General features: G+C 73.5%; 15 protein-coding genes. 8 read left to right on the top strand and 7 right to left on the bottom strand.

All coding sequences use genetic code 11. The features are described from left to right. Positions 1–14 precede the first annotated feature (14 nt). Positions 15–3,893, bottom strand: coding sequence for a M36 family metallopeptidase (locus WMF28_RS13615; RefSeq protein ID WP_437602622.1), 3,879 nt, complete (start codon positions 3,891–3,893; stop codon positions 15–17). A gap of 316 nt (positions 3,894–4,209) precedes the next feature. Here WMF28_RS13615 and WMF28_RS13610 point away from each other — a divergent pair, with 316 nt between their 5' ends. The 7 genes from WMF28_RS13610 (at position 4,210) to WMF28_RS13580 (ending at position 13,109) form a co-directional block, all read left to right on the top strand. Continuing rightward, positions 4,210–4,968: a CDP-alcohol phosphatidyltransferase family protein gene (locus WMF28_RS13610; protein WP_437602621.1), complete on the top strand. Its 759-nt coding sequence runs from the start codon at positions 4,210–4,212 to the stop codon at positions 4,966–4,968. A gap of 220 nt (positions 4,969–5,188) precedes the next feature. Next, positions 5,189–6,112 (top strand): hypothetical protein, encoded by a 924-nt coding sequence (locus WMF28_RS13605; protein WP_437602620.1) that lies wholly within the window; start codon positions 5,189–5,191, stop codon positions 6,110–6,112. A 101-nt stretch (positions 6,113–6,213) separates the two neighbouring features. Then, a complete protein-coding gene (locus tag WMF28_RS13600; RefSeq protein ID WP_437602619.1) occupies positions 6,214–6,903 on the top strand; it encodes an RNA polymerase sigma factor in 690 nt (229 codons plus the stop codon). Beyond that, positions 6,900–8,129, top strand: a complete 1,230-nt coding sequence (locus WMF28_RS13595; protein WP_437602618.1) for a FecR domain-containing protein — start codon at positions 6,900–6,902, stop codon at positions 8,127–8,129. Before WMF28_RS13600 ends, WMF28_RS13595 begins: the two co-directional genes overlap by 4 nt. Before the next feature lie 183 nt (positions 8,130–8,312). After that, positions 8,313–9,464 carry a hypothetical protein gene (locus WMF28_RS13590; RefSeq protein ID WP_437602617.1) on the top strand — a complete coding sequence of 384 codons (1,152 nt, stop codon included), beginning with the start codon at positions 8,313–8,315 and terminating at the stop codon, positions 9,462–9,464. 481 nt (positions 9,465–9,945) lie between these two features. Further along, positions 9,946–11,640 (top strand): L,D-transpeptidase, encoded by a 1,695-nt coding sequence (locus tag WMF28_RS13585; RefSeq protein WP_437602616.1) that lies wholly within the window; start codon positions 9,946–9,948, stop codon positions 11,638–11,640. Between the two features lie 167 nt (positions 11,641–11,807). Further along, positions 11,808–13,109 (top strand): UDP-glucose dehydrogenase family protein, encoded by a 1,302-nt coding sequence (locus WMF28_RS13580; protein ID WP_437602615.1) that lies wholly within the window; start codon positions 11,808–11,810, stop codon positions 13,107–13,109. 104 nt (positions 13,110–13,213) lie between these two features. Here the strand turns inward: WMF28_RS13580 and WMF28_RS13575 are convergent, their stop codons facing one another. The 6 genes from WMF28_RS13575 to WMF28_RS13550 all read right to left on the bottom strand — a co-directional run bounded on the left by WMF28_RS13575 (position 13,214) and on the right by WMF28_RS13550 (position 22,713). Beyond that, positions 13,214–14,764 (bottom strand): sigma-54-dependent transcriptional regulator, encoded by a 1,551-nt coding sequence (locus WMF28_RS13575; protein ID WP_437602614.1) that lies wholly within the window; start codon positions 14,762–14,764, stop codon positions 13,214–13,216. Continuing rightward, positions 14,761–17,013, bottom strand: coding sequence for an ATP-binding protein (locus tag WMF28_RS13570; protein WP_437602613.1), 2,253 nt, complete (start codon positions 17,011–17,013; stop codon positions 14,761–14,763). The genes WMF28_RS13575 and WMF28_RS13570 overlap by 4 nt, the downstream gene beginning before the upstream one ends. Positions 17,014–17,252: 239 nt before the next feature. Beyond that, positions 17,253–19,346, bottom strand: coding sequence for a S8/S53 family peptidase (locus tag WMF28_RS13565; RefSeq protein ID WP_437602612.1), 2,094 nt, complete (start codon positions 19,344–19,346; stop codon positions 17,253–17,255). Beyond that, the gene (locus WMF28_RS13560; RefSeq protein WP_437602611.1) at positions 19,343–20,455 is read right to left on the bottom strand and encodes a hypothetical protein; all 1,113 of its coding nucleotides are present in this window, start codon (positions 20,453–20,455) and stop codon (positions 19,343–19,345) included. The genes WMF28_RS13565 and WMF28_RS13560 overlap by 4 nt, the downstream gene beginning before the upstream one ends. A 159-nt stretch (positions 20,456–20,614) precedes the next feature. Then, a complete protein-coding gene (locus tag WMF28_RS13555) occupies positions 20,615–20,923 on the bottom strand; it encodes a hypothetical protein (protein ID WP_437602610.1) in 309 nt (102 codons plus the stop codon). Between the two features lie 311 nt (positions 20,924–21,234). Further along, positions 21,235–22,713, bottom strand: a complete 1,479-nt coding sequence (locus WMF28_RS13550) for a DUF4178 domain-containing protein (RefSeq protein WP_437602609.1) — start codon at positions 22,711–22,713, stop codon at positions 21,235–21,237. 143 nt (positions 22,714–22,856) lie between these two features. On the opposite strand from WMF28_RS13550, the gene WMF28_RS13545 reads away from it, so the two are divergent. Next, positions 22,857–24,461: a polyamine aminopropyltransferase gene (locus tag WMF28_RS13545; RefSeq protein WP_437602608.1), complete on the top strand. Its 1,605-nt coding sequence runs from the start codon at positions 22,857–22,859 to the stop codon at positions 24,459–24,461. Positions 24,462–24,465 lie beyond the last annotated feature (4 nt).

Here is a 24,465-nt window from a genome sequence, read left to right as displayed (position 1 = left end):
CGGCCCGGGGCCCCTCAGGCCGCCCCCCGGCGCCGCCGCAGCCCGAGCATCGCCATCGCCAGGAGCGTGGCCAGCGATCCCGCGGTCGTGGTCGCGCCGCCGCCCGCGACATCGCAGCCGCAGCCGTCGCCCTCGGCGACCACGCTGGGGCCGTCGGTCGGCGCGTCGGCCCCGCCGCTGCCGCCTGCTCCGCCCTCGCCGCTCGGGGCCCCTCCCGCACCGCCGGCGGCGCCCTCGCCGCCGACGCCGCCCTCGCCGCCGGCGCCGCCCTGGCCGACCGGCGGCGCGCCGCACCCGGGCGCGTCGGGGACGAGCGCGCCGAACGGCTTGTTCTCGATGCCGCGGACCTCGATGTCGTCGATCTCCCAGCCGAAATCGCCCGCGTAGGCGTCGGTGCCGATGCGGAAGCGGACCTTCACCGTCTTGCCCGCGAACGCGGCGCCGAGATCCAGCGTGACCGGCTCCGGATCCGGCCAGGCCTCGTTCTCGCCGACGAAGCCCTGCCGGCCGGCGAGCGGGTTCACGGACGGCTCGTCGACCGTGTTGCCGATCGCGCCGCGGTACCCCGGGGCCGCATGGACCGCGACGTCCTCCCACGTCGCGCCGTCGTCGTCGCTGATCTCGATGAGCCCGCCGTCCCAGTAGATCGCCGCCTCGGCCTCCGTCTCCGGCGAAATCTCGAACGAATACCGATGGTTGAACGCGATCACGAGCGGCTCGCCCTCGCCGACCGAGAGCGGCGGCGAGACGAGCTGCGTGTCGGAGAGGCCCGAGTAGTCGACGCCGCGCCACGCGTGGTTCGTCAGGTCCGTCTTCTCGCGCGACCAGATGGCGTCCGCCTCCTCGCCCTCCTTCGCCCAGACGGGCGCCTCGCTCTCGACCGAATCGACGGTCGACGCGCCCGGCACGTCGTCGACGTTGAGGCGCGCCCCGGCGACGCCGAGGACCGTCGTCTCGCACGCCCCGTCGGCGGCGATCTCCACGTGGAGCTCCAGCGTCTCGATCCCCTCGGCGGCCTCGTCCACGCTCAGCTCGACCTCGATGGTCCTGGCCCCGAACGGCGGCACCTCCGGCACCGCGAACGTGGTCCCGCCCGGGAACGACACGTGGCCGTTCGTCGTGGAGACGGTCGCCGCGGCCCCGACGAGCGGCACGGGGCCCGCGTTCCGCACCTCGAGGGCCACCCGGCCGCGCTCGCCCGCGTCGAGGAGGCCGTCCTCGTCGCACGCCTCCACGCCGTCGTCCGGCTGCCCCACCGACACCGCGCTCGACGGCTTCAGCTCGAACCCCTCGACGACGCCGGCGAAATCGCTCGAATCGCGCGGCGCGGACACCGCGCACGTCCCCGCCCCGCGCCGCGCGAAGCCGGCGGCGAGCGCGAGCATGTCGGCCTCGCTCCGCGCGTACGCGGCCGCGAGCAGCGCGTCCCGCTGCTCTGTGTAGGTCGCGTCGGTCGGCGCGAGCTTCATCCCCGCCACCACGATGTCCGACATGAGCCGCCGCGCCTCCTCGTACGTGTAGACGCGGCTCCCGTCCTCCTCCCGCGTCAGCAGCCCCACGTAGGCCTCGAACAGCATGAGCGCCCAGACCTCGCCGGCGTTGTGGACCTCGGAGTTCGGCAGCCCGAGGCCCTCGGACAGCGGGTGCTCCGGGAGCGCGACGCCATCGGAGATGTGCCTGAACGTGAGCCCGTTCTTCGCGAAGTCGACCGTGTAGGGCGCCCGGCGGCCGCCGTAGTAGGCGCTGTCGCCGCTCTCCTCCGCCGCGTAGATCGCGGTCGCGAAGGTCCCGCCGAGGTCGTCGTCCTCGCGGAGCGCCATGTGCAGCGCGATGAAGTCGCCCCAGCCCTCGCTCTGCGCGTCGCACTGCGCGGTGCCGCACCGGGTCAGGCGCCGGTGGATGAAGTGCCCCCACTCGTGGGCGGTGACCGTGTTGTCGATCGTGCCGTCGCGCACGAGCCCGAGCACGCGCTCCATCGCGGCCGTGACCGGCCCTTCCAGGAGCGCGGCCTTGAGGCGGGTCCCCTCCTCGAAGGACGTGGAGAGCACCGGGAGGGTCACCTCGACGTCGGGCGCGCCGTTGGACATGCCCGGCGCGGGGTCGCCGGGCGTATTGTTGGCGAGGACGAGCGCGACCGCGCCGGCGGCCTCGGCGTTCACGGCCTTCTGCTTGAAGGTGCAGCCGCCCCGGTCAACGAGCAGGATCTTGCCAGCGACGTTGGAGAGCGGCGCCTCGCACCCGTCCCGGGTTCCATCCACCGCGTCGTCGGGGGTGGCGTCGACGCCGTCGTCGACAAGGACGATCTCGGCGGTGACGTTGAAGCTCGCGGCCCCGAACTCGGCCGTGTTGGTGCTCAGGCTGGCGCCGCCCGGATCGAGCGTCAGCGTGCGCCGGAGGTCCTGGCTATTCCACAGGTACATCTGCATCCGCGGCGAGGCGCCGTCGGACATCGCGGTCATGTTCGCGTTGTTGCGGTTGGCGTCCGGCATGCCGGCGCCGTCCTGCGCCTCGGCGTGCATCGGATCGCCGCCGAGGCCGCCGCGGCCCATGTTGTCCTGCTGGGCGTTGCCGGCGGCCTCGTCGAACCCCGAGTCGTAGTACCAGTCGTGCAGCCAGTTGTTCACGTAGAACAGCTGGGTCACGGCGGCCATGATCTGCGTCTCGCTCGACACCGGATCGAGCAGCGGATCGTAGACGTGGTCGAACGTCCTCGCTGCGGTGAGGGTCGCCCGGAGGTCGCCGTTCGAGAAGCCGTCGGGGTCATTGTGGTCCGCGTAGGCGTCCACGTTGTTGCCGAGGGTCTCGACCGCGCCCGGCGGCAGCCAGGGGTCGACGGCGCCGCCCGGGCCCTTGTTGAACCCCTCCATCGAGACGAGCGGCGCCGGGATGAACGCCGGCTGGGACCCGTCCGGCATGCCGGTCGGGTGCGGCAGGAAGTCGGCCTGGGGCCCGTCGAGGGGCCGCCCGTCGCCCGTGGTCTCGGCCCAGACGCGGTAGGTGAACGCGTCGCTGTCGACAAGGTTGCGGCGGTAGAGGATGCGCCCGTCGTCGGCCGCGATCACGTAGTCGTAGGCGTCCGAGGAGACCGACTTCACCTCTCCCGAGATGAACTCGACGAAGTACGCCGGGACCAGCGTCTCCGGCATCGGGAAATAGACCTTCTTCACGCGGGCCGGCTCGACGAGGTGGAGGCTCGCGGCCCGGAGCGCGCCGCCCGGCGCGAGGTCGAAGGTCTGGTAGTCGCCTGCGGGGCGCTGGAGATCGACGACGCCTCGCGGCCCCGGGTGGATCCCGTAGAGGTCCTCGAGCGCCCGCGCGAGCGCCTGCCCTGGCGAGAGGCGGAACGCGCGGCGGCCCGAGCGCGCCTTCGCGGCCACGGCGGCCGGGTGCAGGTTGCCCGAGATGGCCACGAGCTCGAGGTTCTGCCGCATGAGCACCTTCACCTCGGTCTGGAAGAGGTCGACGCCGTCCACGCGCTGCCGCAGGACGACGATGACGGGCCCCTGACCCTGGTCGTGGACGTGGACCCCCTGCGCCGTCCCCAGCGCGGCCCGGGTGAGGCCGTAGGCCGCGGCGAAGCGGCCGAGGTGGAGCCGGGCGGCCGCCTCCGGGGTGCCGCCTGCGACGACGGCCGCCGCGGCCCCGGCCGGCGAAGCCCCGCTGGCGGCCCACAGGAAGGTCGGGGCGCCGCGCTGCTCGTCGATGGACGTGACGATCCCGCCCGCGCGCGCGGCGCGAGCGCCGGCCGAGGCGCGCGCGTCGGCCAGGGCGCTCGCCGCCTTCGGCGCGCGCAGGTAGGCGTCGAGGTCGGGCCGCTTGCCGGGGTGCGCGTGCGCGAGCGAGCCGGCGAAGAGGGCGAGCGAGAGCGTGAGACAGCGAATGGAACGCTTCATCCGATCTTCTCCGTGCGTGACTGGACAGCGGTCCTGCCGCTGGATCGCGTCGTTCCCCGGGGGAACCGGCCCAATGAATGAAGATCCCTTGATAGACGTTCCCGCCGCACGAGGGAAGCCGCTCGGCGGCTCCGGACGGGTCTTACCCCGGCTCCAGAGGCCACGGCGGAGCGAGGCGGCAGCGGCAGGCGGGCTCTGCGCTGCCGGGGCGAAGCCAGGGCGAAACGAGGCCTGTGCCGCGCGCGGAGCGGCTTCCTTGGGGCCCTGGCGGTTTGTCTCCTTCTCGCCGGACCGCCCGCTCTAGGATGCGCCCGACATGCTCGGCGAAGCGAAGCGGATCTACCTGGCCACGCGGAAGAAGCACGATCAGCTCTTCAACACCTACGTCATGCGCCCGCTCGCCGGCGGCGTCGTCGCGCTGCTCGCGCCGACCTCGATCACGCCGAACCAGGTCACGCTGCTCAACCTCGCCGTCTTCGTCGTCGCGGCGGCGTTGCTCGTCGCGCTGCCCACGACGGCGGGGGGCCTCATCGCCATCGGCGTGCTCGAGCTGAGCTACCTCCTCGACTGCGTCGACGGGATGCTCGCGCGCCACAAGAAGATCGCGTCGAAGGAGGGTCACCTCTTCGACTTCTTCACGGACGAGCTCAAGGCGGTGCTCCTCGCGGGCGCCCTCTCGGTGCGCTTCTTCCACGGCGGCGGCCTCGGCCTCGACGGCGGCCTCTGGCCCGCGGGCGACCCGCGCTTCCTGCTCGCCGGGGTCGTCGGGGTCGCGGTGATCGCCTCGGCGATCTCGCTGACGAACTTCGTCCGCCGCCCGGAGATCAGCGGCAAGGAGACGTCGGTCTCGGCGTACTACGAGGCCGCCTCCGAGGAGCGCCCCCGGTCGCCCGCCGCCCGCGCGGCGGCGCTCGTGACGACGTTCCTGCGCTTCTTGAACCACTATCCGAGCCACATCTGGGCGTTCGCGCTCGCGGACCGGCTCGACGTGTTCTTCTGGATCTATGTGCTGATCAACGGCCTCTACCTGGCGAGGGGCTGGCTCGGGCTGCTCCTCAGGTTCGGGCGGCCCTGAGCACCGATCACGTTGAGCGAGCGAGAAATGAACCGCCAAGGGGCCAAGGACGCCAGCATCCTGTTCTCTCCTTGGCCCCTTGGCGGTTCGAGATTCTGCTCTCCATCTGACGGTCTCAACCCGCTCGTCGCTCTGGTACCGCGTCGCCCGACGAGGGGGCCCGGCTCCGGCTTGCCTTCGCCCCTCGCCCTCGGTAGCGTCGGCCGCGGGTAAAATTCTCGTGGCAGCCCCGATCGTCGTCGACATCGCGTCGGGCCCTGCCGTGCACGGCGAGCTCCCGGCGCTCCTCGTCGAGGCGTGCTCCGGCGCCGCCGGGGGCGGCGGGTGCACGCTCGGCGACCCGAAGCGCACCGGGACCCCGATCCGGGCGCTCGCCGTGGTCTGGCTGGACGGGCCGGACCATCGCCGCTTGCGGGTCGACGTCGCCTCGCTCGGCGCCCCTGAAGGCACGCTGTCGTCGCGCGAGATCGAGTTCCGCGAAGAAGATCCCCTGCCCGACCGCTACCGCACCGCCGGGCTCGTCATCGCGGCCCTGGCGGCGGAGCGCGCCGCCGCCCCGGCGCCGCCCGACCCACCTCCCGCGCCGGACGACGTCGAGCCGGCCGCGGGCGCCCCGCCGCCGCGCCCGCTGGGCTGGTTCGTCGGCGCCGGCGGGCTCGCCGGCAACGGGCTCGACGGCGGCCCCGCCCGCGCCCGCGCCGGCGCCTGGGTCATGGCCACGGCGCTCGACCGGCGCTCGGGGTTCTTCGGGGCGCTGTCGGCGTCCTACGCCACGGCCCTGGGCGAGCCGGCGCCGGGGGTGTCCGTCCAGTGGCTCGCGCTCGGAGGCGGCGGCGGCATCGCAGCGCCGATCGCGCCGCTCGACGCGCTCGCGCGGGCGCGGATCGAGGGCACCGTCGACTGGGTGATGGCCTCCCCCCGCGACCCGAAGAAGCCGGAGGAGACCGGGCACGGGTGGGCCTTCGGGACCCGCACCGCGATCGATCTCGTGTGGCCCGCCGAGGGCAGCGTCGCTCTCCTCGGCAGCGCCGAGGCGTTCGTGAGGATCCATCAGACCGACCTCCACGTACACCCGAAGCCCAAGGCGACGCTGCCGAAGGGCGGCTTCACGGGGATGCTGGGGGTGCAGCTACGCCTCCGGTAGGGCGGCGGCGCGGCGGGCATCCAACAGGGCGGCGGCGCGGCGGGCATCGAGGAAGATCCGCGGCTCAGCCTGCTTTCGGACGGACCGGCTACTGCACAAGCATGGGAACCGTCGAGCCACGACCCGCAAGCCGCCGGCTCAGGCTCGTCTCCACCGGGGGCGCCGAGCCCCCCGCGCCCGCGCCCGCGAGCGACGAGGAAATCCTGCTCGCCTTCCAGCGAGGCGAGCGAGGGATCGGGCTGCGCCTCTACGAGCACCTGCTCCCGGTCGTCGACCGGACCCTGTACCGGATCCTGGGTTGCCGCGAGCAGGACCATGCCGACCTCGTGCAGGGCGCGTTCGAGCAAATAGTAAGTACGCTCACAAAACGCCGGTTTGCGGGGGAGTGCAGCCTGGCGGGCTGGGCGGCCGTCATCGCCTGCCACGTCGGGCTGAGCGCGCTGCGCGCCCGCCGGCGCGAGCGCAGGGTCATCGATCGCGCGCAGGGGCCGCCGGAGATCGACGCCGGGGCCGAGGCGCCCGCGCGCAGCGCCGACCCCGAGCGGGAGGTGAGCGCGCAGCGCGATCTCGAGGCCCTGCGCCGGCACCTCGCGGCGATGGACGGCGACCGCGCGACCGCGCTGCTGCTCCACGCCATGGGCTATTCACTCAAGGAAATCGCGGATTTGACCGGCGTCTCCGTGGCCGCGGCCCAGTCGCGGCTGTCGCGGGGGCGGCGGGAGCTCCAGGCGCGCTGTGAACCCGACGCGGCGGCGCAACGCGACCCCGCTCGATCCGAGGAGCCACGATGAAGCAGGACGACTTTGACGCCGCCCCGGAGGATCGCGCCGCGGCGCCGGGCGTGGAGGCCTCGCTGCGGGCGCTTGTCGAGCAGCCGGTGCCCCCGCTGCCCAGGGCCCAGGCGAGGTACCTCCAGCAGCGGATCGCCGGCCGTATCGATCAGCTCGCAGCGGAGGCGGCGGAGCGGCGCGCCCGCGTCGCCCGGCGGAGGCGCTCGGTCCTCGCCGCGACCGCGCTGGCGGCCGCGCTCGCCGCGGCGGTCGCCGGCGTCTTGATCGGGGTCCGGGGGCGCGACGCCTCGCCCGCCGTGGCGCAGGTGACGGCGCTCCAGGGCTCGGTCGAGATCGCGGCCGGCGGCGCGACGCGCTCGCCGCCGTCGCTCGCCCTCGTGCCGCTCGCGAGCGACGAGGAGCTGCGGACCGGCGAGGGCGCGCGGGCGAAGGCGTCGCTCGCGACGGGCACGACCGTCGAGGTCGGGCCCTCGACCCGCGTGAGGTTCGCGCCGGCCGGGGACGGGCGCGCCCGATTCGGCGACATCGTCACCCTCGATCAGGGCCGGATCGCCGTCGAGGTGCCGCCGCTGCCGGCGGGCGTGAGCCTGTCGGTGCGGACCCTGGACGCCGTGGTCACGGTCCACGGGACGCGCTTCTCCGTCGAGCGGCGGCCCGGCGCGGCGGGAGAGCCCGCCGAGACGCGCGTGTCGGTCGAGGAGGGGCGGGTCGCCGTGCATCGCGGCGTTGTCGAGCGTTTCTTGAGCCCGGGCGAGACGTGGTCGTCCCTCGGCGACGAGCGCCGGACGGACCGGCCCGCCGGGGGGCGGCCGGGCGACGCGCAGGCGCCGCCGCGCGAGGCCGAGCAGGACAGCGCCGCCCGCGAGGGCGGCGGGGGCAGCCGAGGCGGCGAGGGCGGCGGCGTCGAGGGGGAGCCGCGCGCGCCGCGCGAGGCCCCGGCGCGCACCTCGCTCACGGCCGAGAACGAGCTGCTCCAGAGCGCGATGGCGGCGCGGCGGCGGGGGCAGCCGAGGCGGGCGATCGAGCGGCTCGACATCCTCCTCGGCCGCTACCCGGACTCGCCGCTCGCCGAGATCGCCCGCGTCGAGCGCCTGCGCGCGATCGAGGCGCTGGGCGACAAGGACCGGACCGCCGCGGAGGCGCGCCGGTACCTCAGGGACTACCCGCAGGGCTTCGGGCGCGAGGAAGCCACGTCCGCCTCCCGCGCCGGCGGCGCTCGCCCGTGAGCGCCCGCGCGTGACAGCCGCCTCTTCAGATGTTTCGCGACAGCCGCTCTTCGATTTCTGACAAACCCTGCCTGCTCTCGGCGCCTCCGGCGACTTCCACTTCATCAAGGAGATCATCGCGCCGGCGATCGGGTTCGCCGGCCGCGCTCCAGGTCGTGCTTGCTTTCGAGCAGGAGGATGCCGATGCGTTCGTTCGTGTTGACAGGGTGGTTCTGTGGTGGGCTGTTGTCTCTCGCGGTCGTCGGCTCGGCCTGCACCGGGCTGACCACGGGGCTCGCCGGCAGCAGCGTGGTCTCCGGGGATGACGGGGATGACTGCGTCCCGTCGGACGAGGGGGGGAGCGCGCCCGCGCCGAGCTTCCCGGGGTCTGGCACGTGGGGCGCCGGCGATCCCATCACGGCGGACCTCGATCCGATGTCGTGCGGGGCGAGCCGCCGGGGCATCCCGGTGGACGGGACCGCCCAGGTCGACTGCTATTATACGAACAGCGACCCGACGACCCCGATGGCGTTCGTCGAGCGGGTCGTCGAGATCGCCGAGGGCGACGAGCTCGTGCACGTGCGGCTGACGCTCAACCCCGCGTTCGTCGACAACACGTACGGCGCGACGGCCGTCGGCTGGGGCGGCGACCCGCAGCCCGGCGACCCGCAGCCCGGCGACAAGCCGAAGCCCGGCGACAAGCCGAAGCCGAAAGGCCATGGGGGACACACGTTCAAGGATCTCGTGGGCAGCGACAAGGCCCAGTTCCAGATGACGGACGGGAGGGGCGAGCTCGTGCTCGACTTCTTCGTCGACTATCTCTCGGCCGCCGAGGCCATGCCCTCGGGCTACGGGTCGCTCGGCGTGCTCGGCGGAGAGGGCAAGATGCTCCTCGGAGACCCGGGCGCCATCGTCGCGGCGACCACCTCGCTCGACCGCGATCTCAACGCGTGCGGGTACGGCGCGTACGTCGTCGACTCCCCGGAGACGGACGAGGAGTACACCCCCAACCCGGAGACACCGGGCTGGGATTACCGCGTCGTCTATGACGTGTGGGTGAGCGCCTCCGCTTTCGGCGCGGCGGGCTTTGGCGACGCGACAATCAGCTACGTGCACGCGTCTCCGAGCAAGTACCCGTCGGACACGCTCACCGTGACGCCGGGGCCGTGCATTCCCTCGACGTGCGAGGGCGAGGACCCGCCGGCCGGCGACGGGGGCGGAGCTCCAGGGGAGGATGCGGGCGGGGGCGAGGCCTGCAAGGAGTCAGGTGGAAAGTGCACGGCGAACGCGGACTGCTGCTCGGACAGCGACGTGTGCTCGAGCGGCGTGTGCCAGCAGCTCGAAATCCCCCAGTGAGACAGTCTTAGGAGGCCCTCAGCCTCGGCGACGCCGCCGGCGCGGTCACGCTCGTGTCGACCCTGAGCGGCTGGGGAGGCGTGGAGATGCTCGCGCCTCTCGTGGCACGGGTGGGCGGCGACAGCACGCTCGTCGCCGTGGCCGATGCCCTGCACGGAGCGAACGAGTGGCTCGCGTGGATGGAGTCCGGTGGGGCTGATGCGATGTCCGATCGAGAGCATCGGTGGCGAAACCTCGCGGTCGGAATGACCGAGAATGCGATAGCCAATGTCGTCGTCGACGCAGCGCGGTGGATCGCGCGGCTCCGCGCTCGGCGACAGTCGCCATCGCGCTCACGTGTCGCTCGTCTCGGCGCCGCAGTCCGTGGTGAGCGCCACCATTCCACGAGGACCGGGCGATGTGCGGGAGCGGACCGCCCCCGGCGCGCGCCCCGCCGAAAACTGGCCCCCCTCCCCCGCCTGTGCATTACGGTCTGCCCGCCATGGACACGCCGCCCCGACCGTGCGCCGCAGCTTCACCCGCGGCGCGCCGCCCTGCGTTCGCGTTCCTCGCCCTCGCCGCGCTCCTCGCGGGCTGCGGCCAGTCCCGGTCCAGGAGCACCCCCGACTCCCCGGTCGAGGCCCAGGGCGACGGCGCCAAGGAGGCCTCCGCGCAGGGCCCCGCCTCCACCGCGTCTCCCTCTCCCCCGGGCTCCCCCGCCCCGGCCGAGGACGAGCCGCCGCCCGGCCAGCCCGCAGCCCCGCCCATCGTCTCGCTGAGCGGCGTCTCCACCCCGCCCCTGCCGGCCCGCGAGGGCAGCCCACGGCTCGCCAGCATCGCGATGCTCACCCGCGTCTACGCCCGGCCCAGCACCGACGCCAAGCGCGTCGGCTTCCTGCGCGCCGGCGCGATCGTGGAGATGGATCCCGAGCCCGCCGGCACCGCCGGCTGCCCCGGCGGCTTCCGCAAGATCAAGCCGTTCGGCTATGTGTGCCTCGGCCCCGACGCGACGCTCGACCTCGATCACGAGATCGTCCGCGCCGCGGCGCGCCGCCCCGACGTCACCCACAAGCTCCCGTACATGTACGGCACCGTCACGCGCGGCGGCCCCGTCTACGCGCGCATCCCCTCCCAGGACGACGTCGCGCGCTTCGAGCCGGGCCTCAAGAAGCACCTCGACCGCTGGGCCAAGGACGAGGAGAGCGGCGCCACCTACGGCCTCGACGTGTGGCTCAAATGGAGCGCCGAGCCCGCCCTGCCCGCGCTCGACGCGCTCGCGCAGCGCATCACCGATCGCGAGATCCCCTGGTTCCTGCGCGACGGCCGGCGCGCCCCCAACCTCTCCGGCCTCATCAAGTCCGACGACGCCGTGAAGATCGACGAGGTCTCGCGGCGCAACGGCATGGCCTTCATCGAGTCGTTCCTCCACGAGGGCCGGCGCTACAACGTCACAACCGATCTCCGCGTCATCCCCGCCGACAGGTTCCGCCCCATCCGCGGGTCCGACTTCCACGGCGTCGAGATCGGCAAGGACATCGACTTCCCGTTCGCGCTCGTGCGCCGCCAGGGCGGCAAGCGGTGGCGCGTCGAGGGCAAGAAGCTCGTCGACGGCGGAGAGCTCGAGTGGCGCTCCGCCGTGCCCCTCACCGGCAAGCAGCAGTTCTTCGGCGGCAAGCTGCACTACGAGACAAAGGACGGCGACTGGGTCGACGATCGCCACGCCGGCCGCATCGACCCCGCCAAGAAGATGCCCGCCTGGGGCAAGAACGGCGAGAAGTGGCTCGACATCAGCCTCACGAAGCAGGTGCTCGTCGCCTACGAGGGCACGAAGCCCGTCTACGCCACCCTGATCTCCAGCGGCGAGGCGGGGCTCGAGGACCACAAGTCCAGCACCGCGACAAAGCGCGGTATCTTCCGTATCCACACGAAGTACACCTCCATCACCATGGACTCGGACGCCGTCGGCGAGGAGTTCGAGCTGCGCGACGTCCCCTACGTGCAGTACTTCGAGGAGGGGTATGCGCTCCACGGCGCCTACTGGCACGACAAGTTCGGCCGCCCCAAGAGCCACGGCTGCATCAACCTCTCTCCGGAGGACGCCCGCCGCATCTTCTTCTGGACCGAGCCGGCCGTCCCGCCGGGATGGCACGGCGCGGCGCGCTCGCTGACCGGAACGGTGGTGTTCGTGCACCCCTGAGCCGCGGGGCGCCCGGAGACCGCGCGCCCCGCGGCCGGCCGCCGCGCTCGCTTGCATCCCCGCCCCCGCCCGCGCGTGCACTTGAGGAGCAGGACAGATCGATCGCGGATCACACTTCGCGCGACTGCCGGCTCGAACAGCAGCAGAGTCGTGGTAGCGTCCGGCCCATGCAGCTTGCCGTCGTGGGAACAGGGTATGTCGGCCTCGTGGCCGGCGCGGGGTTCGCGGATTTCGGGAACGACGTGGCGTGCGTCGACGTGTCCGCTGCAAAGATCGAGATGCTGAAGCGCGGAGAGGTGCCGATCTACGAGCCCGGCCTCGACGTGCTCATCGCGAAGAACGCGCGCGATGGCAGGCTGAGGTTCTCCACCGACGTCGCCAGCGCCATCCGCGACGCGGAGATCGTCTTCATCGCCGTCGGGACGCCGCAGGCCGACGACGGCTCCGCCGACCTGTCCGCCGTCGATGCCGTCGGCGAGACGATCGGCAAGAACATGAACAACTTCAAGGTGATCGCCACGAAGAGCACGGTCCCTGTCGGGACGGCGGACCGGCTCCGGCAGATCATCGGCGCGCACACCGCCCAGCCGTTCGCCGTCGCGTCGAACCCGGAGTTCCTGAAGGAGGGCGACGCGGTGAACGACTTCATGAAGCCCGACCGCGTGATCATCGGCTCGGACGACCCGAAGGCGCGCGAGATCCTCCGCCACCTCTACAACCCGTTCGTCCGGGCGAGCGATCGCATCCAGCTCATGGACGCCCGCTCGGCCGAGCTCACCAAGTACGCGGCCAACGCCCTGCTGGCGTCGCGCATCTCGTTCATGAACGACCTGGCCGTGCTCGCGGAGAAGGTCGGCGCGGACATCGAGCTCGTGCGCAAGGGCGTCGGGGCCGACCCGCGCATCGGCACGAAGTTCCTCTTCGCCGGCCCGGGCTTCGGCGGGTCGTGCTTCCCGAAGGACCTCTCGGCCATCCTCTTCACCGCGAGCTCGGTGGGGCACGACCTGGAGATCGTCCGGGCGACCGAGCGGGTCAACGCCCGGCAGAAGCGGCTCCTCGCGAGCAAGGTGAGCGCCCACTTCGGCGGGGCGCTGAAGGGCAAGACGATCGCGGTCTGGGGGCTCGCGTTCAAGCCGCAGACCGACGACATCCGCGAGGCGCCCGCGCTCACCCTGATCGACGCGCTGCTCGAGGCGGGCGCGACCGTCCAGGCGCACGACCCGCAGGCGATGCCGAACGTGCGCGCCATCTACGGGAACCGCATCCTCCTGAGCGACAACATGTACGGCGCGGCCGAGGGCGCGGACGCGCTTGTCGTCGTCACCGAGTGGCACGAGTACCGGCGACCCGACTTCCACCGGTTGAAGCGCATCCTGAGCTCCCCGGCGCTCTTCGACGGGCGCAACGTCTGGGAGCCCGACGAGCTCCGCGGGATGGGCTTCCTCTACGCGGGCATCGGCAGGAAGTAGCGCGCCGCGCGCTGCATGGCGTCGAGCAGGGGCGCGGCTCAGCGCACCGCGCCGTCAGCGTCGGGCGCGGCTCAGCGCACCGCGCCGTCAGCGTCGGGCGCGGCTCAGCTGTCGTCCGTGTCCGGCGACGGCACCGAGATCCGCCGGCTGCTCGGCGGCTCCTCGCCGAGGTACCGCTGCGCGTTCGCGGGCGTGAGCCGCCGGCTGCTCGGCGGCTCCTCGCCGAGGTGGCGCGCCGCGGTCGGCAGCGACATCCGCCGGCTGCTCGGCGGCTCCTCGCCGGTGTGCCGGTCCCAGCGCCGCTCGAGCATCTTCCGGTCGACGCCGATGAGCCGCGCCGCGGCTGCCTTGTTGCCGCCGCAGCTCTCGATCGCGTGGTGCAGGACCGCGCGCTCGATCACGCGGAGCTTCGAGCCGAGCCGCTCGGGCAGCGCGAGCAGCGCGCGGGCCAGCCGGTCGATCTCCGCGGTGGCGTCCACGACCGGCCGCTCGCGCGCGAGCTCCTCGAGCGTCGGGACGTCGATGAGATCGTCATCGGCGAGCAGCCCCAGCCGCTCGACGACGTTCCGGAGCTCCCGCACGTTGCCGGGCCAGGGCCGCCGGACCAGCCACGCGATCGCGTCGTCCGTGTAGCGGAGCCTGCGCGGGACCTCCGCGCTGAAGGCGAGCAGGAGCTCGATGAGATCCGCGTCGCGCTCGGCGAGCGACGGGACGTGCACCGTGACGACGTTGAGCCGATAGAAGAGATCTTCCCGGAAGCGCCCCTCGCCGATGCGCTTCTCGAGGTCGACGTGGGTCGCGGCGAGGACGCGGGCGCGCAGCGGGATCTCCGCCTCGGCGCCGAGCGGGCGGAAGCGGCGATCCTCGAGCACGCGGAGGAGCTTCGCCTGGAGCTCGCCGGGCATCTCGGCGATCTCGTCGAGCAGGATGGTGCCCGCGCCCGCGAGCTCCAGCTGGCCGCGCATGCGCTTCTCGGCGCCCGTGAAGGCGCCGCGCTCGTGCCCGAAGATGAGCGACTCGATGAGCGTCCCCGGCAGCGCCGAGCAGTTGACGGCCACGAACGGCTCGCCGCGGCGCGAGCTCATCTCGTGCAGCGCGCGGGCGACCATCTCCTTGCCGCAGCCGGTCTCGCCGCGGATGAGCACGGTCCTGCTCGACTCGGCGACCCGCTCGACGATCCGGCGCACGCGATCCATCGCCGCGGACGAGCCGAGGAGCGCCTTCGTGCCGAACGTGCGGTCGACCCGCTCGCGCAGCCGCACCACCTCGCCCTTGAGGAGCAGCCGCTCGCGCTGCCCTTCGATGATCGGCAGGAGCATCTCGGGGCAGAGCTCGTCCTTCAGCACGTAGTCCTGCGCGCCGAGCCGCATGGCCTCCCGGATCTCGGAGAGCTCGCTGACCGAGGTGACCATCAACGCCGGCGTGCTCCGCCCCGAGGCCCGCACCCGCCGCAGGATCTCCAGGCCGCCGCGGTCGCGCGGATCGTCCGAGAGGCGCACGTCGAGGAGCAGGAGGTCGGGCGCGCTCCGCTCCACGGCGGCCATGGCGTCGTCGAGGCCGACCGCCTCCAGCACCTCGACCCCGTCGAGGGCGCTCAGGATCTGCCGCAGCGTGCGGCGACCGCTCCGCTGATCATCGACGATCAGGATCTTCACGCGACCTCGTCCTCTGCGGTCATGGTGACATCGGTGGCCGGGATCGAGATCGCGAACCGCGTCCTGCCGTCGCGCCGCTCCGGGTCGATGGACCACCCGTGGGCCCGGACGATCCGGTGCGTGATGGCGAGCCCGAGCCCGGTCCCGCCCGGCTTCGTCGTGTACCAGGGCGCGAAGATCCGCGGAGCGTCTGCCGAGATGCCCGGCCCCGTGTCCCACACGACGAGCTCGGCGCCGTTCTCCGACGGCGCCCAGATGACCCCGACGGCCCCCTTGTCCCCGGCCGCGTCGAGGCCGTTCGAGAGGAGGTTGACGAGCACCTGCGTGGCCTGATCGGGGTCGCAGTGGAGCCTCGGCGTCGCGCTCACCCGCGCCTCGATCCGCCGCTTGCCGAGCTGATCGCGCAGGAGCATCTCCGCCCGGCTCACGAGCTCCCCGACCGCGAGGCGCCGGCGCTCGAGCCTCCTGTGCGTCACGCGGCGCAGGCCCATCACGAGCCGCTCGAGGCGCTCGACCTCCTCGCAGCCGATCTCGACCTCCTCGGCGTCCAGGCTCTGGTTGCTCGAGCCGCGCTTGAACACCGAGCGGAAGAAGTTGATCGGGTAGCGCACCTCGTGGGTGATCTCGGCCGCGAGCGTCTCGATGAGCGCCGCGCGCTCGTCGCGCCAGGCGGCGGCCTGCTCGCGCCGCCGCCGCTCCAGCTCGGCGTAGCTGTGGGCGTGCGCGAGGGCGAGGGCGGCCTGGTTGCCGATGGTGCGGAGCAGGTCGAGGTCCTCGCTGGTGAACAGGGCGCCGCCGCGCTTCTTGCCCACCTCGAGGACGCCGAGCAGCCGGCCGCTGAACATGACCGTGAGCGAGAGCTCGCTCGCGCTCTCCTCGGGCGGACCGATCCCGATGAGCCGCTCGCCGCTCGGCTCGGCGGCCCTCGGGTCCTGCTCGCCGGGCGCGCCGGCCGCTTCGACGGCCTCGACCGCGATGCGGCGGAAGGTGACCCGCTCGCAGGACAGCCAGCGCGCCACCGTGCGCTCGACCGCGTCCGCGACCTCGTCGGGATCGGCGACGAGCGTCAGCTCCTCGCTGAGCTGCTCGACGGTGGGCTTGTACTCGGCGCGCGCCGGGAAGAGCGTCCGGTCGCCGGCGCCGAGCGCGAACACGACGAGCGCGGCGCTGACGATCGCGGCCGGCGCGGCGACCTTGATCGCGCCGAGCAGCGGCAGGCCGGCGTACCCCGCGCAGGCGGAGCAGAGGATCACCGTGAGCGCGACCATCATGGCGGCGATGATGATCCGCGTGAGCGGGCGCGACAGGAGCGCGCGGCTCCCCCAGAGGTCGTAGCGGATGAACGCGACGACGCTCGAGACGGGCGTGAAAGCGAGCGCCGGGATCGCGAACCACGCGAGCGCCGACGCGGGGACGCCGAGCATGGCCAGGATGAACCCGATCGCGATCACGACGTGCGGCGGCGCCATGGCGAGGAGCAGCGCGCGCAGCGTGCGGCGGCGATCCCCCTCCGCCGCGGCGAAGCGGAGGATCAGGGTGATCGCGAAGAAGAGGAACGAGGCGACGACCAGGGTCGCGCAGATGCTCCGGAGCCCGACGGTGGTCCAGCCCATGGCGTGCGAGGCGAGCAGGGCGGCGGCGAGCAGGCCGCCGATCCCATGCGCGATCCGGGCGAAGACGGGGTAGCGCGCGATGAGCGCGACGTCGTCCGGCAGCCGCAGCGCCAGGGCGAACAGGCTCATCGGGACGAGCGCGTAGGCGACGTGGAAGAACGGGACGAGCTCGCGCGAGCTGTGGTAGTCGAACAGCGCGAGCTGGAAGAGCGCGGCGAACAGCGCGGCGGTCGCGAACGCGCGGGCGAGCTTGCCGCGCGGGCTCGCGCTGAGGGCGATGAGCGCGGCGCCCACGTAGAGCGAGGCGACGACCATCAGCCCGCCGGCGTAGAACCACCACGCGAGCGGATCGAAGGGGACGAGGGAGAGCTCGACGTCGCGCATCCCCTCGCCCGTCTCGACGCGGACGCGCACCGAGCGCTCCCCCGCGCCCGCCGCCTGCTCGATGGCGGCGTCCCAGGTGCTGGCGCGGTAGCGCCCCGCCGTGCTCTCGAGGGGCCAGCCGTTGACCTCGACGACGCGATCGGGGAACCGGAGGCCCTTCTGGAAGCCCTCCCAGGAAGGCAGGCCCAGGCTCGAGATCACGCCGTCCGGGTCGACGAGGACGCCAGGAAACGGGCGTTCGTACCAGCTCAAGGCGCTGCTGATCCCGGAGCCGCCCAGAACGAGCGCCGCGATGACGACCGCAGCAAGGAGCCAACGCCGATTCTCGATAGCTGGCATCGGGAGACTCGACGGCGCGTAAATTGCGCCGCGAGCCACCCACGATACGCTGGAACCCTGGGTGAACCAACGGGGCTCACGCGCTGGACGGCACGCGCCGCCGCGATGGCCCGCGTAACGGCGACCGCGGCGGCGCCGTTACGCGATGTTCATTACGTTTTCACGCGGAGATGAGAGGGGGATCTCGCCGTGAAACGCGGTGAGGAAGCGCGCTCAGGCGGCGCCCTGCCGCGCGCCGCGGCGTCGGCGAACACGGCGTCGGCCAGCTCGCCGAAGCGCGACTCGACGGCCTGCACGGCGGCGGCGTCGGTCGCCGAACGCTCGAGGCGGTCGAGCAGGGCGGCGACTTCGTCGCGCACGCGCGGCGCCGGCGCCGGCGCCTGGCGGCTCGCGGCGAGGCCGCGGACGAGGACCGAGAGCTGCCGCAGGATGACGCCGGCGCCGTGGGCGCGCCGGCGCGCGGCGTCGCCGGCGGTGAGGCGGGCGTGGCGCGCGAGCGCGCAGACGCCGTGGCAGAGGCTCGGGTCGGCGAGCAGCCCCCGGACGGCCCAGCGCGCGAGGCGGCGCGAGTACAGGCCGCGGGCGAGCCGACCCGCGGCGCGGGCGTCGTGCCAAGCGCGCGCGGCGCCGTCCTCGCCGATCAGCAGCAGCGCGAGCGCGATGGGGTCGCCGGCGGCGAGGCAGGCTCGGCCCGCGTCGATGCGGCCGTAGCCGTGCTTGGCGCTGTGGCCGTCGCGATCGCGCCCGTCGGGGAGGATGTCCCACGGATCGGCGATCGGCTCGGCCGACGCGGGGGCCGCGGGGGGCACCGGCGCGAGCGTGCGCCGGACGAGGGCGTCGAGCTCGGGCAGGCGGAGCGCGGGGTTGCGCGACAGGAGGAGGAGCAGGACGCCCGCGGCGAGGGCCGAAGCCCCGCTCGACTCGGCGTGGCAGAGCCGCTCGGACATCGGAGCCGCGCCGGACGCGGGCGCCGCGCTGGACGCCGGCGCCGCGCCGGACGCGGGCGCCGCGCCGGACGCGGGCGCCGCGCTGGACGCCGGCGGGAGCGGGCAGGTGATATCGTCGCCGGGCGCTAGCCACCGCACCGCCGGGCCTCGGTTGGCGAAGGGGCGGCTGCGCCCCCGGCGATCCCGCCAGAGGAACCACCCGTCGCCGCGGGCGCCCGGACCGACGCAGATCACCCGCGGGTCGCTCGCAGGCTCGCCGAACCCGAGCGAGAAGCTCGCGTGCAGCGACTCCGGCGGGCTCGAGGCCTCGCGGCCGGTGGGGAACACGACAAGACAGCCCCGACCGCGGCGCCCGAGGCGGGCGGCGAACTCGAGCGCGTCGTCCAGCATGGGCGTCGTCGAGCCCTCGACGTACGCGGCGCAAACAACGACGTCGGCGCCGTCGCTGACGGCCTGGATGATCGCGACCGGGAGGGCGAGGACGCACGAGCCCGGCTTCGGGATCAGGTAGAGCCGCGGCGACGCGTCCGGCGCGACGCCGCGGAAGCCGCCGGGGCGACGGCCCCCGACCGCCCACGCGACCATGAACGAGCCGTGCGGCTGGCTGCGCGGGGGGTGCTCGATCATGACGAGCACCTCGCGGTCGAGGCCGAGCTCGTCGGCCGCCCAGGCGTCGTCGTCGATGACCCCGAGGCGCATGCCGGCGCCGCCTCCGCAGCGGCGGCGGTCGACGCCGATCCCGCCCTCCTCGTCGCGCAGGAACCAGCGGCCGGGCGTGACGGGATCGTCCTCGGACGACGCGCTGCGGACGCTCCACCCGTCGGGGCGCGCCGCGGCGCCGGTGGCCGCGTCGAAGCGCGGGGCGACGGCGGGGCTCGGGCGCCGGGCCGACGCGACGTAGCGCACCGGGAGCGCCGCGGCCGAGAGCGCCGCGGCGACCTCGGCGCGCCGCCCGCGGTCGGGAGACCGGACGCGGAGCCAGAAGATGGGCGGCCGCTCGATGACCCGCTCGACCTCGACCGCGGACCAGCGCGCCGAGAGCGCGCCGGCCAGGTCGCCGGGGGTCACGGCGCAGCGCAAGGCCACGACGAGGTCGAGGGGACCGCCGTCGTCGTCGCCCGCGGCGGTGGGCACCGGGGCATAGCCGAAGTCCCACGGCGGGCGCGGGGGGCGCGCCCTGGGCGAGGCGGTCGACGCGGGGGGCGGCGCGCTCGGGCGGCCGCGCGCGGGCCCCTCCTCCGGAGCGCTTGCTCCGCCCCTTGAGGCCCCCCCCGAGGCCGCGCCGCGGCCCCGGCTCATGCCAGGACGGCCTTGGCCCAGGCGTTGAGCGCGTGGGCGCGGTTCGCGAAGCCGGGGCTCTCGGCCTCGCACTGCGCGAGCTCCTGCGCCTGCGCCTCCCGCGACGCCGCCCAGGCGCCGATGCGGCGGGCGCCGATGGCCGCGGCGCGCCGGCGCGCGGCGCGGAAGCACCGGCGCTCGCCGTCGAGCATCGCCGCGAGGACGCCCGAGTCGAGGACCATGCGGCGCACGGGGAGGAGCGACGAGATCGCGGCGGAGGCCGGCGGCTCGCTCTTCGCCCGCGCGGTCGCGGCGATGCCCCAGGGCGGCGTGCCGAGCGGCCCGTACGCGACCGCGCCGCGGTGGTGCGACCCGGAGGCGCGGTCCTGATCGCGCGCGCCCGTGGACGCGACGTCGGGCTCCCCCTGCGCCCGTGATCGGAGCTCGGAGGCGAGGACGACGGCCCAGGCGCCGCCCCGCTGGTAGTCGTCCTGCCAGTCCATGACGTCGTCGTGGAGCTGCAGCCCGAGCCACACCGACGAGAGCAGCCGCGCGAGCACCTCGCGCTGCTCGGCCGTCCAGCCCGCGGCGTGCGCGAGGGCGATCGACGCCGGGAAGCCGACGCTCTGCTTGCCGAGGGAGAGCGCGTAGTAGCGGCTGAAGCCGGCGGGCTCGCCGCTCGCGAGGAGGCTGCGCTCGGTCTCGATGGCGAGCAGCGTCGCCTCGTCGGCGCGGGCGAAGTCGATGGCCGGATCGTCGACGCCGGGCGCCACGCGGCGCAGCGCCTCGTCGCGCGCCCGGCGCGCGTGGGCCAGGATGGCCTCGAGCTGCCAGGTCGGGCGGACCTGCGCGTCCTGGATGCGATCGGTGCCGAACGCCTCGATGACGGCCAGGAGGTGCGCGAGGAGGGCGTCCTGCACGGTCGCCCCGCGGACCCCGGGCATGGCCTCGGCGAGCAGCGCGGGCGCGGCCAGGGTGATCTCGTTGCTGAACACGGCGCTCCAGGGCACGTCGCGCGACGGCGCCAGGCCGAGCGTGTAGGCCAGCCCCTGCGCCTCGGCGTGGAGCATCCCGGGGAGGGTCCGCCAGAACGCCTTGTAGAGCTCGTCCACCCAGAGCGCGTCATCCATGGGCGGGCACCTCCATGGACGGGCGCGGCGCGCGCGGCGCGGCGCTCGCCGGGCCGCGCCGCGAGCGCCGGGCGCCGGTAGATGGCACCGGGGCAGAGCCGCGCCGGTGGGACGTACGCCGATGGCGGTGCAACCCCGCCTGTCGCCTGCGCCGCAGCATCAATAGATGTTCGACTCCTTCCAGGGCGACAGGCACACGTTGATGCGCTCCTCGACCACGATCGCGCGCCACTGGAGCACCTGGGAGGCGCTCAGCCCGTCGAAGAAGCCGCCGATCCAGGAGCGGATGCGGCTGTTGAGCAGCGCGCGGACCGCGGTCGCATCCGCCGGCTCCTCGTCGGCCTCGGCCGAGACGATGTAAAGGGAGAGCAGCTGCTTGAACTCGTCGAAGTGCTCCTGGTTCCGGAGCAGCGAGATGTAGAGAGCACGCAGCTGCGCGTGCGGGTCGACCGTATTCACGGTTTGCATGGGCCTCCGTCGCCGGTCCGCGCCGGCTTCGGACGGCACATTGCACGTCACGGGCCGCCGCAGGCCATGGTGTAAGCCGTTGAAATCACTCGACCGCCGGGAGCGGCCGGCGGCGACCGATACCCGAAACTGACCATCACCTGCCCGGATTCGACCGTTCCATTCGACCTGAGGTCGCTCTCGCGGCGGCAGTGGACATAGAGATGTCCAGCCCCGCACGCGTCCGACTCGACACCACCCGGGATCACGCCAGTCGCGCCCCCGCGATGCCGTTCAATTCAAGTTCAACCGAATCGGGTAGTGAAGCTGGATCACTTCCCGCCCCCGAAGCTCGGGCTGCTCCCGCCGGTCGGAACGAAGAGGATGCCGCCGGGGCCACCGCCCCCACCACAGTCGCTGAGCGAGGTGAGGATAAGGAGCGCGATGATCAGGACGACGATGAGCACGATCATCGTGCCGCCGCTCAGGCTCGTTCCCCCGCCGACCCCGGGCCTCGGCGGGGGCGGCAGGTGGAAGGCGGCGGCGAGCTCCTTGCCCGGCAAGGGTGAGCAGAACGACACGCTGACCTCGGTCGGGGCCTGCTCGATGCTGACCTTGCCGTCGGCGCCCTGGTACTCGGTGGCTTGCACCCCCTCGCCGATCTCGACCTTCCAGTAGAACTCGCCGATGACGTACTCCACCTCGGCGTAGACGCTCTGCTTGAGCGCGTACGTTCGCCCCTGGTAGCTCGCGCTCGACCCCATCGGCTGGACCTCGCCGGGCGAGAGCGGGGTCACGAGCTGCCACGCGCCGTCCTCTTCCATGAGCCACAGGTAGCCGACGCTCGGCCCGCCGTAGAGCAGGTATTCCCGCCAGCTGTAGCGCTCGCCTTCCACCGTGCAGCTGCGGATGACGAAGCCGATGCAGAGCACGCGCATGCCGCGGAGCTGGCCCTCGGCGCCGAGCGGGACGTACGGCTCCACGGGCGGCCGGGGCACCTGGCCGAGCGCGACGAGCGCGCCGTTCGTGAGGTCGCTCGCCGTGCCGCAGTACCGGCAGACGATGCGCTCCGCGGTGCCGGGGGCGGCGAGCGGCAGGTTGCCGCCGCAGCTCGGGCACGCGACGGCCGCCACCTGCGCCGCGGGCTTCTCGACGGGCGCGCCGGAGTCGAGCTGCATCACGGCCGGATCGATCTGCCGGCCCAGGTAGAGCTTCGGCGGGATGAGCCGCCCGTCGCCGTAGTCGAGCGTCCCGAACTCGCCCCGCGGCCCCGCGATGTCGACGAAGCCGGTCACCACGCCCGGCGCGGCGACGGAGGGCATCTCACCTTCGGCCGAGATCACGCGCCGGCGGCCGACCTCGACGACGGTGAACATGCCGTGCCCCTCGAGGTGGACGCGGCCGCCGGGCTGGAGGGAGGTCCACGGGGGCAGGCCGTTCAGCGGGAGCGGCGCCTCGGTGGTCGCGTACCAGCGCCCCTGGGCGAAGGCGACCCATGTCCAGCGGCCGCTGGCCGGGAACGCGATGAAGATCTCCTGCCACGGCGCGCCCGGCGCGCTGGCGCGATCGAGCTGGATGCGGCCGTCGACAACGAAGGGCTCGTTGCCCCAGCGCCCCGTGGCCCCGAGCTGGAGGGGCGTCGGTATCTCGACAAGGTCGGCGACGCGCCCGACGGCGCGGAGGTCGCGGTCGGTGCGTGCGACAACGAACTTGCAGTGCTTGCACACCTGGGCCATCGCGCCCGCGAAGCGAAACGTGATCGGCGCACCGCACGAGGGGCACGCGGCGGCTCGGTCGAAGGGCGTGCTCACGCGAGCACCATACTAGAAGCCCCGGTCACGGAAGAGGAAGCGTTTCACGCGTCGCTCCGGCGTGGCCGGGGCAGCGCGATGGCCGCGCGGGGGCTCGCCCGAACAGGCTGTGGTCCAGCGCGAGCGGTGCTAGGACCGCGCCGATGCCGGCCACCGAGGAGAGCTCGACGGGAGCTGCGGGCGCCCCGCGCGGGGACGCAGCGGCGCCCTTCCCTGCGGCGCAGGCGCTGCCCCCGCTCGTGCACCCGGCGCTCCTCGCGAGCGTGTTCGTCATCGCCACGTCGGGGCTCATCTACGAGCTCATCACCGGCACGCTGGCGAGCTACGTCCTCGGCGACTCGGTGACGCAGTTCAGCTTCGTCATCGGCCTCTACCTGTTCGCGATGGGGATCGGCTCGTACCTGTCCCAGTACATCGAGACCCGCCTCCTCGAGCGCTTCGTCGAGATCGAGCTCGGCCTCGCGCTCGTCGGCGGGCTCTCCGCGCCGATGCTCTTCCGCGTCTACACCGCGCTCGGGGCGTTCCGCGCGCTGCTCTACTCGCTCGTGCTGCTCATCGGCGTCCTCGTCGGGCTCGAGATCCCGCTGCTCATCCGGCTGCTCAACTTCTCCCTGGATCTCAAGCGGCTCGTCGCGCGCGTGCTCACGCTCGACTACATCGGCGCCCTCGCCGCGAGCCTGCTCTTCCCGTCGCTCCTCCTGCCGCGCCTCGGGATCCACCGGACGAGCCTGTTCTTCGGCCTGCTCAACGCGGCGGTCGCGCTCGCGAGCACGTTCCTCTTCCCGCTCGAGCGCGCCGTCGTCATCCGGCTGCGGGCGCTCTGCGTGGTCGTGATCGCGGGGCTCGGGGTCGCCCTCGCGCTCGTCTCGCGGTTCGTCGAGCGCTCGGAGGCGCTCTACTTCGGGGCGCCCATCGTCTACGCGGCGCAGTCGCCGTACCAGCGCCTCGTCATCACGAGGAGCCCGCGCACGACGCGCCTCTTCCTGAACGGCAACCTCCAGTTCTCGTCGGACGACGAGCACCGGTACCACGAGGTGCTCGTGCACCCGGCCGTCGCCGCGCTGGGCCGCGATCCGCGGCGCGCGCTGATCCTCGGCGGCGGCGACGGGCTCGCCGCGCGCGAGCTGCTCCGCTATCCGTCGATCGAGCAGATCCTCCTCGTCGACCTCGACGCCGCCGTCACCGACGCCTTCCGCGATCTGCCGCTCGCCGCGGACCTGAACGGGGGCGCGCTCCACGATCCGCGCGTCGCCATCCGCAACGAGGACGCGTTCAAGTACCTCGAGGAGTCGACCGAGTCGTTCGATCTCGCGGTCGTCGACTTCCCCGATCCGGGCAACTACGCCGTCGGCAAGCTGTACACGGACGCCTTCTACCACCTGCTCCGGCAGCGGATCTCCGTGCGCGGGCTCGCCGTGGTCCAGGCGACGTCGCCGCACTACGCGCGCGAGTCGTACTGGTGCGTCGTGACGACGCTCGAGGCGGCCGGCTTCAGGACCGCGCCGCTGCACGTGTACGTGCCGAGCTTCGGCGAGTGGGGCTTCATCCTGGCGGGCGGCGAGGGGCTCACCGCGCCCGGCGCCCTGCGGCTCGACGCGTCGAAGCTCCGCTACCTCGACTCGAGCGGCCTGCCGGAGCTCTTCCGGTTCCCGCGCGATCTCGGCCGCGTCGAGGCGCCGATCAACCGGCTGAACGACCAGAAGCTCGTCTCCGTGTACACGCGCGAGTGGGCGGAGTGGTCGCGGTGATCCC

The sequence above is a fragment of the Sorangium sp. So ce590 genome (assembly GCF_051521365.1).
Classification (GTDB): Bacteria; Myxococcota_A; Polyangia; order Polyangiales; family Polyangiaceae; genus Sorangium.
This window is presented reverse-complemented; position numbering and strand designations above follow the sequence as displayed.